The sequence below is a fragment of the Serratia sp. YC16 genome, from assembly GCF_009707615.1.
Taxonomy (GTDB): Bacteria; Pseudomonadota; Gammaproteobacteria; order Enterobacterales; family Enterobacteriaceae; genus Serratia; species Serratia surfactantfaciens.
This window is the reverse complement of the sequence record NZ_WLYN01000004.1, coordinates 18,008-31,343: the sequence shown is the minus strand read 5'-3', so window position 1 is coordinate 31,343 and position 13,336 is coordinate 18,008. Positions and strand designations below refer to the sequence as shown.

Here is a 13,336-nt window from a genome sequence, read left to right as displayed (position 1 = left end):
AGCATGTTGAACCCGCAATAAAAAACACAACCACACCCATCGTTCTCAATCTGGCTAAGGAAAACCTGCATGCTGGCACTATTCACGCGCTTATTCCCCCTGTGGGCGATACTGCTGTCCGTCGCCGCTTATTACACGCCGACCACCTTTACCGGCATCGGCCCCTACGTCAGCCCGTTGCTGATGCTGATCATGTTCGCCATGGGCGTCACGCTGCGGCTGGATGACTTTAAACGGGTGCTGGCGCGCCCCGGTCCGGTGGCAGCCGGCATCTTCCTGCACTATCTGATCATGCCGCTGGCGGCCTGGATCCTGGCGATGCTGTTCCGCATGCCGCCGGATCTGTCCGCCGGTATGGTGCTGGTGGGCAGCGTGGCCAGCGGCACCGCCTCCAACGTGATGATCTATTTGGCCAAGGGCGACGTGGCGCTGTCGGTGACCATTTCGGCGGTCTCAACGCTGGTGGGCGTGTTCGCCACGCCGCTGTTGACCCGTCTGTACGTCGACGCCGAGATCAGCGTCGATATCATGGGCATGCTGCTGAGCATCCTGCAGATCGTGGTGATCCCGATCGGCCTGGGCCTGATCGTCCACCATACCCTGACCAAGGTGGTGAAGCGCATCGAGCCGCTGCTGCCGGCGCTGTCTATGGTATGCATCCTGGCGATCATCAGCGCGGTGGTGGCGGGCAGTCAAAGCCACATCGCCTCGGTCGGCCTGGTCGTTATCATCGCGGTGATCCTGCACAACGGCATCGGTCTGCTGAGCGGCTACTGGGGCGGTAAACTGTTCGGTTTCGATGAGTCCACCTGCCGCACGCTGGCGATCGAAGTCGGAATGCAGAACTCCGGGCTGGCGGCTACGCTGGGTAAAATTTACTTCTCACCGCTGGCCGCGCTGCCGGGCGCGCTGTTCTCGGTATGGCACAATCTCTCCGGTTCGCTGCTGGCGGGCTATTGGTCCGGCCGCCCTATCAAGAAAAAATAAACCGCCTGTGGGGGACGCAAACATTTGCGTCCCCACTCTGCTCTGCGAAATTTCGTATTTGCCACTGGTCGGATTGTCATAATTCCCTTCATCCCCTATCATCCGTGGAAAATAAAAATTCAGATTCTTCCTATCCATGCCGATAATGTTGGTAACAGGAAGAGACGTTCTACTTTTTTTAATTAATTAAGTCACCAGGGTTGCCCGCCAAAAAATGAGCAGCCTAATTATTATTTAGATCTATACCCACCGTCTTATTTGCTGCGGCAAATCAAGATACCTCGCAATGTGCATGTCGCTCATTATTTCGGGCCGGCCGTCGGCCGCCCGTGGTTAACCTCATGGATTGGGCTGGCTGCCCCGGCGGCCTCTCAGAATGGATTACAATGATAAAAAAAATCACCGCATTGACACTGCTGGTCAGCACGGCCCTTTCCGCCGAAACCTTGCCGGACTCCCATATGATGATGGACATGTCGATGGGGGAATCACGGCGCGCGTTGCAAGACAGCACGCGTGAAGTCAATCATTTGATCGAGCAGCGCCGCTACCAGCAGCTGAAGCAGCAGCGCTTGCTGGCGGAGCCGGAACCGGCCGCGCCCGCACTGCCGCAGTCCGCTCAGTGCCTGCCGATCGCCGGCGTTTATCTGCAGGGCATTACCCTGCTCTCGCCGGGCGATTTATCTGCGCTGAGCGCGCTGCCGGAAAACTGCATCAGCAGTAACGATATCAATCGCCTGACCCGCGAATTAACGCGTCTTTATGTGCAAAAAGGGTATATCACCGCGCGCGTACAAATTGTTCGCCCTAATTCACAGGGGGAATTGGGGCTAAGCGTGACGGAAGGATTTATCGAAAAAATAGAAGGCGGCGATCGCTGGGTCAATAGCCGGTTATTATTTCCGGGCCTGGAAGGCAAGCCGTTGAAATTAACCGAACTCGACCAGGGATTGGATCAGGCCAATCGTTTGCAATCGAATACCACCAAGCTGGATATATTACCCGGCCGCCAGGTCGGCGGCTCGGTAATTCGTTTACGCAATCAACACGCCAAACCCTGGTTGATTACCGCCGGTACGGATAATTACGGCCAGAAAAGTACCGGCCAGTGGCTGGCGCGCGCCACCGCCACGCTGGACAGCCCGTTCGGCCTGTCGGACTTCGTCAGCCTGAACGCCAACAGCACGCTGGAAAACCCGGCTCACCGCTACAGTCGCGCCTATACCCTGCTCTACTCGCTGCCGTACGGCGCCTTCACCTTTAGCGGGTTCGCCAGCTTCTCGTCCTATGAGAACCACCAGCAGCTGCAGCACAACGTGGTCAAACTGCACGGCCAGACCCAACAGTACGGGCTGCGCAGCGACTACGTGTTTTATCGCGATCACGATCAGATAGACAGCCTGAGCGGCCAACTGACCTATAAGCGCATCGACAACTACTTCGAAAGCGTGCGCCTTGAGGTCAGCAGCCCAACGCTGACCCTGGCCGAACTGAGCGCCAGCCACCTGCAAATTCTGCCCAATGGCGTGTTCAGCGCCAACCTCAGCGTCGAGCAGGGGATGCCGTGGCTGGGGGCCGGCCGCCACCCGAGTTCGGTGCACCTCGACAGCCAGTTCACCAAGGGCAAGCTGTTCGCCAACCTCAGCCAGCGCCTCAGGCTGGGCGACGCCACCTATCAGCTCAACAACCTGTTCTACGGTCAATACAGCCGTGACCCGCTGCCCGGCGTGGAGTGGCTGAGCCTCACCGATCGCAGCGCCGTACGCGGCTTCAGCCGCAGCACCCAGTCCGGCGACAACGGCTGGTATCTGCAAAATACGCTGTCTCGCAATTTCAATCTGGGCGCCACCACGCTGACGCCGCGCCTCGGCGCCGACGTCGGCCGCATTCTGCCGCGTCAGGACAACTCAGGCTGGCGCAGCAGCGCCGGTATAAGCACCGGCGCCACATTGCGTTATCAGCGAGCGCTGGTCGATCTCGAAGTCAGCCGCGGCTGGATTTTGTCTAACCACGCTACGCCGGAAGATCCCGTTCAGGTGTTGGCCCGCTTTTCTTACACCTTTTAATCAACAGTTTTGCAGGACCCCACGGCAACATACGGAGATACATGGATGAAAAATAATAACTTCAGACTTTCGGCGGCAGGCAAACTGGCCGCCGCGCTGGCGATTATTCTCGCCGCTTCCACCGGCGCCTACGCCGCAGAGATCGTTGCGGCCAACGGCGCCAACGGCCCCGGCGTCTCTACCGCCGCCACCGGCGCGCAGGTGGTCGATATCGTCGCGCCGAACGGCAACGGGCTGTCGCACAACCAATATCAGGACTTCAACGTCAACCAGCCCGGCGCGGTGCTGAACAACTCCCGCGAGGCGGGACTGTCGCAGCTGGCGGGCCAGTTGGACGCCAACGCTAACCTGAAAGCAGCCGGACGCGAAGCCAGCGTGATCCTCAACGAGGTGATCGGCCGTAACCCGTCGCTGCTGCATGGCCAGCAAGAGATCTTCGGCATGGCGGCCGACTACGTGCTGGCCAACCCGAACGGCATCAGCTGTCAGGGCTGCGGGTTCATCAATACCAGCCACTCCTCACTGGTGGTCGGCAACCCGCTGGTGGAAAACGGCGTGCTGCAGGGCTACAGCACCTTCGGCAACCGCAACACCCTGAGCCTCAATGGCACCCTGAACGCCGGCGGCGTACTGGATCTGATCGCACCGAAGATCGACAGCCGCGGCGAAGTGATCGTGCAAGATTTCAAGCATTCGGATGGTAAGGTGACCTCGGCGACGATCAATGCCATCAGCGGTCTTAACCGGGTAGCGCGCGACGGCACGGTGCAGGCCAGCCAACAGATGCCGACCGCGTTGGACAGCTACTACCTCGGCAGCATGCAGGCCGGGCGCATCAACATCATCAACACCGCGCAGGGCAGCGGCGTGAAGTTGGCCGGCTCGTTGAACGCCGGCGATGAACTCAAGGTGAAAGCCTATGATATCCGCAGCGAAAGCCGCGTCGACGACGCCAGCAGCAACAAAAACGGCGGCGATAACTATCAAAATTACCGTGGCGGCATCTACGTCAACGATCGCAGCAGCAGCCAGAGGCTGACCCGCACCGAGCTGAAAGGCAAGAACATCAGCCTGGTGGCGGATAATCATGCGCACCTCACCGCCACCGATATCCGCGGCAAAGACATTACGCTGCAGGGCGGCAAACTGACGCTCGACGGCCAGCAGTTGAAGCAGACGCAAGGCCATACCGACGATCGCTGGTTCTACTCCTGGCAATACGACGTTACCCGCGAACGCGAGCAGCTGCAGCAGGCGGGCAGCACCGTCGCCGCCAGCGGCAGCGCCAAACTCATCAGCACCCAGGAAGACGTGAAGCTGCTGGGCGCCAATGTCAGCGCCGACCGCGCGCTGAGCGTCAAAGCGGCGCGCGACGTACACCTTGCCGGGCTGGTGGAGAAGGATAAATCCAGCGAGCGCGGCTACCAGCGCAACCACACCTCCAGCCTGCGCACCGGCAGATGGAGCAGCAGCGACGAAAGCGAAAGCCTGAAGGCCAGCGAACTGCGCAGCGAGGGTAAGGGCCAGGACAAGGGTAAACTGACGCTGGAAGCCGGCCGTAACGTTGCGACCCAGGGCGCCAGGCTGCATGCCAACAACGATCTGACTATCGACGCGAAAGACCAGATTCAGATCGGGGTGCAGAAAACCGCCAACGCCAAAGCGGTGCGCGATGACAAAACCTCCTGGGGCGGCATCGGCGGCGGCGACAACAAAAACAACAGCAATCGCCGCGAGATCAGCCACGCCTCCGAATTGACCAGCGGCGGCACCCTGCGCCTGAACGGCCAGCAAGGCGTCACCATTACCGGCAGCAAGGCGCGCGGCCAGACAGGCGGCGAAGTCACCACCACCCACGGCGGCCTGCGCATCGACAACGCGCTGAGCACCACCGTGGACAAAATCGACGCGCGCACCGGCACCGCCTTCAACATCACCAGCAGTTCGCACAAGGCCGACAACAGCTACCAGAGCAGCACCGCCAGCGAGCTGAAGTCCGACACCAACCTGACGCTGGTCAGCCGCAAGGATGCTGACGTGATCGGCAGCCAGGTCGCCAGCGGCGGTGAGCTGAGCGTCGAGTCGAAGACCGGCAACATCAACGTCAAGGCCGCCGAGCGGCAGCAGAAAATCGACGAGCAGAAGACCGCGCTCACCGTTAACGGCTACGCCAAAGAAGCCGGTGACAAGCAGTACCGTGCCGGTTTGCGCATCGAGCACACCAGCGACAGCGAGAAAACCACCCGCACCGAGAACAGCGCCTCAGGCCTCAGCGGCGGCAGCGTGAAGCTCAAGGCGAAGCAGGACGTGACCTTCAGCGGTTCTCAATTGGTGGCCAACAAAGGCGACGCCAGCGTCAGCGGCAACAAGGTTTCGTTCCTGGCGGCCGACGACAAAACGACCTCAAACACCGAGCAAACCAAGATCGGCGGCGGTTTCTATTACACCGGCGGCATCGACAAACTCGGCAGCGGCGTGGAAGCCGGCTACGAGAACAGCAAAACCCAGACGCAAAGCAGCAAGGCGGTCACGTCCGGCAGCGACGTCAAAGGCAACCTGACGATCAACGCCCGCGACAAGCTGACCCAGCAAGGCGCGCAGCACAGCGTCGGCGGCACCTATCAAGAGAACGCCGCCGGTGTCGATCACCTGGCGGCCACCAACAGCAACAGCAGCACCACCCACAAGACCGACGTCGGTGTGAATATCGGTGCCAACGTCGATTACAGCGCCGTCACGCGTCCGGTCGAGCGTGCGGTCGGCAAAGCGGCCAAGCTGGACGCCACCGGCGTCATCAATGATATCGGCGGCATCGGCGCGCCTAACGTCGGCCTCGATATCGGCGCACAGGGCGGCAGCAGCGAAAAACACAGCAGCAGCTCGCAGGCGGTGGTCAGCTCGGTGAAAGCCGGCAGCATCGACATCAATGCCAAAGGCGAAGTGCGCGATCAGGGCACGCAGTACCAGGCGAGCAAAGGCGCGGTCAACCTGACGGCGGATAGCCACCGCAGCGAAGCCGCGGCAAACCGTCAGGACGAGCAGAGCCGCGACACCCGCGGCAGCGCCGGCGTGCGCGTCTACACCACCACCGGCAGCGATCTGACCGTGGACGCCAAGGGCGAAGGCGGCACCCAGCGCAGCAACAGCAGCACCAGCCAGGCGGTGACCGGCTCGATCGACGCGGCCAACGGCATCAACGTCAACGTGAAAAAAGACGCGGTCTATCAGGGTACCGCGCTGAACGGCGGCAGCGGTAAAACCGCCGTCAACGCCGGCGGCGATATCCGCTTCGATCAGGCCAGCGACAAACAGAGCGAGAACCACAGCGGCTTTAACGTCAAAGCGTCCGCCAAAGGTGGCTTCACCGCCGACAGCAAAAACTTCGGCGCCGGTTTCGGCGGCGGCACCAACAACGGTGAAAGCAGCAGCAGCACGGCGCAGGTCGGCAACGTCAGCGGCCAGGGCGTGGAGCTGAAGGCGGGCCGCGATCTGACGCTGCAGGGCACCAACGTCAAGAGCCAGGGCGACGTCAGCCTGAACGCGGGCAACAAGGTCGCGCTGCAGGCGGCGGAATCGACCCAAACGCGTAAGGAAAGCAAACTGTCCGGCAATATCGATCTGGGCGCCGGCAGCAGCGACAGCAAGGAAAAAACCGGCGGCAGCCTCTCCGCCGGCGGCGCCTTCGACATCGCCAAGGTCAATGAGTCCGCGACCGAGCGCCAGGGTGCCACTATCGCCTCAGACGGCAAGGTCACCCTGTCCGCCAACGGCAAAGGCGATGACGCGCTGCATCTGCAGGGGGCCAAAGTCAGCGGCGGCAGCGCCGCGCTCGAGGCGAAAAACGGCGGCATCCTGCTGGAATCCGCCAAGAACGAGCAGCATAAGGACAACTGGAATCTGGGTATCAAAGCCAACGCCAGAGGCGGCCAAACCTTCAACAAGGACGCCGGCGGCAAAGTCGATCCGAACACCGGCAAAGACACCCACACGCTGGGTGCCGGTCTGAAAGTCGGCGTGGAGCAGCAGGATAAAACCACCCACGCCAACACCGGTATCACCGCGGGCGACGTGGCGCTCAACAGCGGCAAAGACACCCGCCTTGTCGGCGCACGCGTCGACGCCGACAGCGTACAGGGCAAGGTGGGCGGCGATCTGCGCGTTGAAAGCCGCAAAGACGTCGAGACAGGCGTGAAGGTGGATGTGGATGCCGGTCTGAGCCACAGCAACGATCCGGGCAGCAGCATCACCTCCAAGCTGTCGAAGGTCGGCACGCCGCGCTACGCCGGTAAAGTGAAAGAGAAACTGGAAGCCGGGGTGAACAAAGTGGCCGACGCCACCACCGACAAGTACAACAGCGTAGCGCGTCGCCTCGATCCGCAGCAGGATACCACCGGTGCAGTCAGCTTCAGCAAGGCTGACGGCAAAGTCACGCTGCCGGAAACGCTGGCCGGCGAAAAACCGCAGGGCCCGCAGTGGGATCGCGGCGCACGCACCGTCGGCGGCGCGGTGAAAGACAGCATCACCGGGCCAGCGGGTCGCCAGGGGCAGCTCAAGGTCAATGCCGACGTGGTGAACAACAATGCGGTCGGCGAGCAATCGGCGATTGCCGGTAAGCACGGCGTGGCGCTGCAGGTCGGCGGCCAAACCCAACTGACCGGCGGCGAAATCCGCAGCCAGCAGGGCAAGGTGGAACTGGGCGGTAGCCAGGTCAGCCAGCAGGACGTCAGCGGCCAGCGTTATCAGGGCGGCGGCCGCGTCGATGCGGCGGCCACGGTAGGTGGACTGTTAGGCGGCGCGGCGAAGCAAAGCGTCGACGGCAACGTGCCGTTCGCCAGCGGCCATGCCTCAACTCAGCAGGCGGACGCCAAAGCCGGCGTATTCAGCGGCAAATAACGCACTCCCCTACGCAACGCCCCCGGAAAACCGGGGGCGTTTTTTTTACAGCGTGCTCGGGGTGTCTTCCCAGTCGCGATCGTCGTCTTTCGCATCCTGATCCAACACGTTGTAGGCCACGGCGCAAAACAGCGAGTTCAGGCGCTTCATGTCTCCCAACAATCCCAAATGCAGCGAACTGGTCTCGATGCTCTGCACGTTTTGCTGATGCAGGCGATCGACGTGCGCATGCGCGTAGCGGCGATCCAGAATGCGGAAGCGGTGCTTGGAACGACGCAGGCGTTTGGCACTGGTGACGTCGCCGGACAGGAACACCGACAGCCCCAGACGCAGGTTGCCGATCAGCCGTTCGTGCAGCCCGTCCAGTTCCGCCAACCCTTCCGCCGAGAAGGCGCGGCGCGCGGCGTGCGATTTGGCGCCCACGTCGCCGGCCATGCGCTCGATGATGTCGCCCGCCTGTTCCAGGTTGAGCGCCATTTCGATGATCTCCGCCCAACGACGCGAATCTTCCTCGCCCAGATCTTCCTTCTGGATCTGCGCCAGATACAGCTTGATGGCGGTGTACAGCACGTCGACGTCATCGTCGAGTCGCCGCACCTCTTTATCCACGCCTTGCTTACCGTGCAGCACTTCGCGCTGCAGGATCATCATGTGTTCCACCACGTCGCCCATGCGCAGCGTTTCGCGCGCCGCGTTGGCCAGCGCCAGCGTCGGCGTATCCAGTGCGCTGGCGTCCAGATGACGCGGCCGCATGCGCGGGTCGTCGGCCGCCACGTCGACGATCAGCCGTTCGCACAGCGTCGCCATCGGCCCGGCCAACGGGATCATCACCAGACAACGGATCAGGTTGTAGAACACGTGGAAATAGATCACCAGCTCTTCGCTGCCACCCGGCAGCTGAGCCATCACATCCGCCAGATAGGAGACGAACGGCAACACCAGTATGCAGCCCACCAGCTTGAACAGCAGGCTGCCGAGCGCCACGCGCCGCCCGGCGGCGTTCTGGCCGCTGGCGTTGATCATCGCCAGCAGGCCGCTGCCGAGGTTGGCGCCGATCACCAGACAGAGCGCCACCTTCAGCGAAATCACGCCGGTGGCGGTCAGGGTGGCGGTCAGCAACACCGCCGCCAGGCTGGAATAGCTGACGATGGCGAACAGCGCGCCGGTCAGGGCGTCGAGCATCACGTCGCCGGTCAGCGACGAGAACAACACTTTCACCCCGGCCGCCTGGGTGATCGGCGTGGCGGCGGCCACGATCAGCTCGAGCGCCAGCACGATCAGCCCCAGACCGATCAAGACGCGCCCGATCTGGCCGATCCGCATCTGCTTGCGGCTGAGGAACAGGAATACCCCAACCAGGATCAGCAGCGGCGACAGCCAGGACAGATCGAAGGTCAACACGCGCGCCATCAGCGCGGTGCCGACGTCGGCGCCGAGCATGATCACCAGCGCAGGCGCCAGCCCCACCAGCCCTTGCGCGACGAAAGAGGTCACCAGCAGCGCCGTGGCGTTGCTGCTTTGCACCAGCGCGGTCACGCCGATGCCGGAAACGAACGCCAACGGTTTTTTCTCAACGCTGTCGCTCAAAACGCGCCGTAGATTGGCGCCATAAACCCGCATGATCCCGGTGCGCACGATGTGGGTTCCCCACACCAATAGCGCCACGGACGAAAGCAGGTGAAGAAGGGTCAGCACGGAAGATACGCTCCATTAACGCCCGGCCAAAGGAGGCTGGTACCCGATGCCTGTCAGGCGCTGTGGATGGGCGGAACGGTGCTGTTCGCCCCAGCCGCAGCCGGTAGGCTAAAGATGACGGGTACAGCGCGCGGTCCCGCCTGCCGGGCGTGGGTCTGGCAGGACAGCGGGCGGGGGCAGACCGCAGAAGAGAAGGGTTAAGGCGGCGGTGGGAGAGCCCCGGTGCCGCGCTGCGAAGTCATGCAACTTCCCGCAATACAACAGGTTCCAAGTGTAGCCCAATTTCCGCGCCGTCGGGCCGCAGATCGGCCACCGAACGGTTGAGCACGTCAACCAGCAACTCTACCTCGCGAACCTGAATCCGATAGCGTACCACATTCCCGAGCAAACTGTGACCAAGGATCACCCCGCCGATCCCCTGTCCGGCCGGCAACAGGCCGATAGACTCTGGGCGGATCGCCACCTTGCCGGCATAGCTGCGCCCGGTCAGCCGGCCGGCCTGTTCGGCGCTCAGCAGGTTATAGTTGCCGATAAAACCGGCGGCGAAGGCGTCCGCCGGCTGGGTATACAAGGTTTCCGCATCGCCGCTCTGTACGATCTGCCCCTTGTTCATCAGGACGATGCGATCCGACAGGGTCAGCGCCTCCTCCTGATCGTGGGTGACGAAGATCGCCGTCAGATTCAGCTCACGCTGAATGCGCCGGATCTGCTCACGCAGATGTTTGCGGATGCGTGCATCCAGCGCCGACAGCGGTTCATCGAGCAGCAGCAGACGCGGGCGCGTGACCAGCGATCGCGCCAGCGCCACGCGCTGACACTGGCCGCCCGACAGCTGGTGCGGATAGCGCTTCGCCAGATCGCTCAGCTCCACCAGCGCCAGCACCTCCTGCACCCGCTGGCCGATCTGCCCGGCCGCCAGCTTCTGCATTTTCAGGCCGAAGGCCACGTTGCCTTCCACCGTCATATTGGGAAACAGCGCATAGCTTTGGAACACCATGCCGATGCCGCGCTTTTGCGGCGCCAGCGGCACCAGATCCTGGCCCTGCAGTAAAATTTGCCCGCTGTCGACCGAAGTCAGGCCGGCCAGACAGCGCAACAGCGTCGACTTGCCGCAGCCGCTTGGCCCGAGCAGGGTGACGAACTCCCCCTCTTCGGCGGTGAAATCGATATCCTGAAACACCTGGGTCTGGCCATAGTGTTTGTTCAGGCGGGTGACGTTGAGATAAGCCATCGGGTTAACCCTTGTTTTTATTCAGCAGGTTCGCCAGCCAGGTGACGAGCAGCACCACGGCGAAATAAGAGATGACCAGCGCGCTGGTGAAATGCCCGCTGCCGTTGCGCATATTGAACAGATAGACCTGCAGCGTTTCATACTGGCTGCCCACCAGCAGGTTGGCGAACACGAACTCGCCGATCAGGAACGAGAACGACAGCAACACGGCGATCGTTCCGCCCTTGCGCAAATTTGGCAACACCACACACAGCGCCGCCCGCCAGGTACTGGCGCCGAGCAGGTGTGCGGCGTCCATCAGATCGCGCAGGTTGATCGCCTGCATGTTGTTGCTGATGGCGCGGTAGATAAACGGCAGCGCGATGGTGAAATAGCAGCCCACCAAAATCCAGGGGGTGCCGAGCAGCGGCAGCGGATCGGCGGCGAACAGTTGCATCAGCCCCACCGCCGACACCACCGGCGGCACGGCGAACGGCAGCAAAATCAGCACGTTCATCACCGCGTCCAGCTTGGGAAAGTAGTAAGCGATCACAAACATCGCCGGCAGGATCACCACCACCGACAGCAACAGCGTGCCGAAGCAGATCAGCAGCGAGTGCCACAGCGCCTGCAAAAAACGCGGGTCGCTCCACAGCGCCGTCAGCCACTTCAGAGTAAAACCGTCCGGCAAAATGGTGGCGCCCCACTGGGTAGCCAGCGCGTAAATCAGCGTCGCCGCCAGCGGCAGCAACAGGATCAACAGCAGCAGGCCGGTCACCGTGCGGTGGTACAAGCGTTCAACACGCGACATGAGCATTCTCCAGCCGGTTATGAGCGCGCATTGAGGTAGCTCCTGCGCAGCATCCATTGGTGGATCACCGTGATAAACGCCATCACCACCACCAGCAGCATCGCCAGCGCGCTGGCCAGGTTCGGATCGAGGGAGATGTCCCCCGCCACCAACGCCGAGATGCGGATCGGGATCACGTTGAAGTTGCCGGTGGTCAGCGCGTACACCGTGGCGTAGGCGCCCAGCGCGTTGGCCAGCAGGATGACGAAGGTGCCCATCAGCGCCGGCGCCAACACCGGCAGGCCGATATGCCGCCAGTAGCGCCAGGGGCCGGCGCCGAGCAGCGCCGCCGATTCGCGCCAGTCGGCACGCAGCGCGTCAAATGCCGGATACAGCAGCAGCACCCCGAGCGGGATCTGAAAGTAGGTATACAGCACGATCAGGCCGCTCTTCGAATAGAGGTTGAAGCTCTCCATCAGACCGTATTTGCGCAGCAGCAACGTCAGGCAACCGTTCAGCCCCAGCAGTATGACGAAGGCGAACGCCAGCGGCACCCCGGCGAAGTTGCTGGTCATGTTGGTGAACGACATTACGAAGTCATGAAACCGCGTCTGGCCTAGCTGACGCAGTGAGTAACTGCCAACTAATGCGATCAGCAAGCCGTAGACGCTCGACCATAGCGAGATCTCCAGCGAGAACTGAAACGCCTGCAGGTAGAACGGCGAGGTGAGGATATCGACATAGTTGCCCCACCCCCAGCCGCTGGTCTCGCTGAAAAAGCTGTGAACGGCGATCCACACCAGCGGGGCGATCTGAAACGCGCCGAACAGCACGATAAACGGCAGCAGGCACAGCGCGGCGATCCATTTGGTTTTGCTGTTCATCGCGCATCCTGCGCCAGCAGCGCCCGGCAGCGCGGCTTGTCGTGCGGCGCCTGCAACAGATCGCAGATCGTGCCACACAGCTCGGTTTGCTGCGGATCGGCGTCATCCAGGCTGAAGCCCGCGCCGAATACGAACAGCGGCACCTGACGCTCTTCCGGCAATACGCCGCCGTGGCTGCGATCGTCGTTCATGCCGTGGTCGGCGGTAACCAGCACCTGATAACCGGCCGCCAGCCAATCGGGCAGATAGCGCGACAGCGAGCCGTCGGCGCGCCGCGCCGCGTTGCGGTACTGCGGCGAAGAGAGGCCAAAGCGGTGGCCGGCGTCGTCGATGTTCATCGGATGGATCAACAGAAAGTCTGGCTGATGACGCAGACGCAGGTTTTCGGCGTCGTCAAACAGATGGCTGTCGGGATAACCGTCGTCGTAATAGAAATGCCCGTGTTGAATCGGCAGCTCGGGGGCGTCGGTATGGCGGTCGCGCGCGGCGTCGAACGGCGTGCGGTTATACAATTCGCTGAACCAGTGGTAAGCGGCGGCGGCGGTGGTCAGCCCGGCGGCGCGCGCGTAATGAAACACACTTTGTTGATGAGAAAGGCGCGAGACGTGATTGTGCACCACGCCGCTCTCCACCGGCGTGACGCCGGTGAGGATGCATTCATACAGCGGCCGGGAGAGCGAGGGCAACTCGCTCTCCAGCAGGTACAACCGCCCGCGTCCCGCCGCGCATTCGGCCTGCAGATAACCCATGGCGTCGTGCGCCACCCGGTAGTTGAGGCCGTCCAGCAGCACGAGGATCGTTTTCATGGTGC

The 13,336-nt window shown here is 62.3% G+C and carries 8 protein-coding genes; 3 read left to right on the top strand and 5 right to left on the bottom strand.

Translation table 11 applies throughout. The features are described from left to right. Positions 1 to 69: 69 nt before the first annotated feature. The 3 genes from panS to GKN89_RS14465 all read left to right on the top strand — a co-directional run bounded on the left by panS (position 70) and on the right by GKN89_RS14465 (position 7,946). Positions 70 to 987 carry a ketopantoate/pantoate/pantothenate transporter PanS gene (gene panS, locus GKN89_RS14475; RefSeq protein ID WP_019453239.1) on the top strand — a complete coding sequence of 306 codons (918 nt, stop codon included), beginning with the start codon at positions 70 to 72 and terminating at the stop codon, positions 985 to 987. A gap of 386 nt (positions 988 to 1,373) precedes the next feature. Further along, positions 1,374 to 3,053: a ShlB/FhaC/HecB family hemolysin secretion/activation protein gene (locus tag GKN89_RS14470; protein ID WP_154747256.1), complete on the top strand. Its 1,680-nt coding sequence runs from the start codon at positions 1,374 to 1,376 to the stop codon at positions 3,051 to 3,053. A 45-nt stretch (positions 3,054 to 3,098) separates the two neighbouring features. Further along, positions 3,099 to 7,946, top strand: a complete 4,848-nt coding sequence (locus GKN89_RS14465) for a hemagglutinin repeat-containing protein (protein WP_154747255.1) — start codon at positions 3,099 to 3,101, stop codon at positions 7,944 to 7,946. Between the two features lie 45 nt (positions 7,947 to 7,991). Here GKN89_RS14465 and GKN89_RS14460 read toward each other — a convergent pair whose 3' ends face one another. The 5 genes from GKN89_RS14460 to GKN89_RS14440 form a co-directional block, all read right to left on the bottom strand. Next, entirely contained in the window at positions 7,992 to 9,641 is a 1,650-nt protein-coding gene (locus GKN89_RS14460) for a Na/Pi cotransporter family protein (protein ID WP_004936675.1), read from the bottom strand. Positions 9,642 to 9,879: 238 nt separating this feature from the next. Continuing rightward, positions 9,880 to 10,872 carry an ABC transporter ATP-binding protein gene (locus tag GKN89_RS14455; RefSeq protein WP_154747254.1) on the bottom strand — a complete coding sequence of 331 codons (993 nt, stop codon included), beginning with the start codon at positions 10,870 to 10,872 and terminating at the stop codon, positions 9,880 to 9,882. A 4-nt stretch (positions 10,873 to 10,876) separates the two neighbouring features. Further along, positions 10,877 to 11,662, bottom strand: a complete 786-nt coding sequence (locus GKN89_RS14450; protein WP_154747253.1) for an ABC transporter permease — start codon at positions 11,660 to 11,662, stop codon at positions 10,877 to 10,879. A 17-nt stretch (positions 11,663 to 11,679) separates the two neighbouring features. Next, positions 11,680 to 12,525 (bottom strand): ABC transporter permease subunit, encoded by an 846-nt coding sequence (locus GKN89_RS14445; protein ID WP_154747252.1) that lies wholly within the window; start codon positions 12,523 to 12,525, stop codon positions 11,680 to 11,682. Then, positions 12,522 to 13,331 carry an alkaline phosphatase family protein gene (locus tag GKN89_RS14440; protein WP_154747251.1) on the bottom strand — a complete coding sequence of 270 codons (810 nt, stop codon included), beginning with the start codon at positions 13,329 to 13,331 and terminating at the stop codon, positions 12,522 to 12,524. Before GKN89_RS14440 ends, GKN89_RS14445 begins: the two co-directional genes overlap by 4 nt. Between the last annotated feature and the right edge of the window lie 5 nt (positions 13,332 to 13,336).

What these genes read in the sequence shown, in the direction of transcription:
- panS (WP_019453239.1), top strand. Translation starts at nt 70, where the DNA reads ATGCTGGCACTATTCACGCGCTTATTCCCCCTGTGGGCGATACTGCTG.
- GKN89_RS14470 (WP_154747256.1), top strand. Translation starts at nt 1,374, where the DNA reads ATGATAAAAAAAATCACCGCATTGACACTGCTGGTCAGCACGGCCCTT.
- GKN89_RS14465 (WP_154747255.1), top strand. Translation starts at nt 3,099, where the DNA reads ATGAAAAATAATAACTTCAGACTTTCGGCGGCAGGCAAACTGGCCGCC.
- GKN89_RS14455 (WP_154747254.1), bottom strand. Translation starts at nt 10,872, where the DNA reads ATGGCTTATCTCAACGTCACCCGCCTGAACAAACACTATGGCCAGACC.
- GKN89_RS14450 (WP_154747253.1), bottom strand. Translation starts at nt 11,662, where the DNA reads ATGTCGCGTGTTGAACGCTTGTACCACCGCACGGTGACCGGCCTGCTG.
- GKN89_RS14445 (WP_154747252.1), bottom strand. Translation starts at nt 12,525, where the DNA reads ATGAACAGCAAAACCAAATGGATCGCCGCGCTGTGCCTGCTGCCGTTT.
- GKN89_RS14440 (WP_154747251.1), bottom strand. Translation starts at nt 13,331, where the DNA reads ATGAAAACGATCCTCGTGCTGCTGGACGGCCTCAACTACCGGGTGGCG.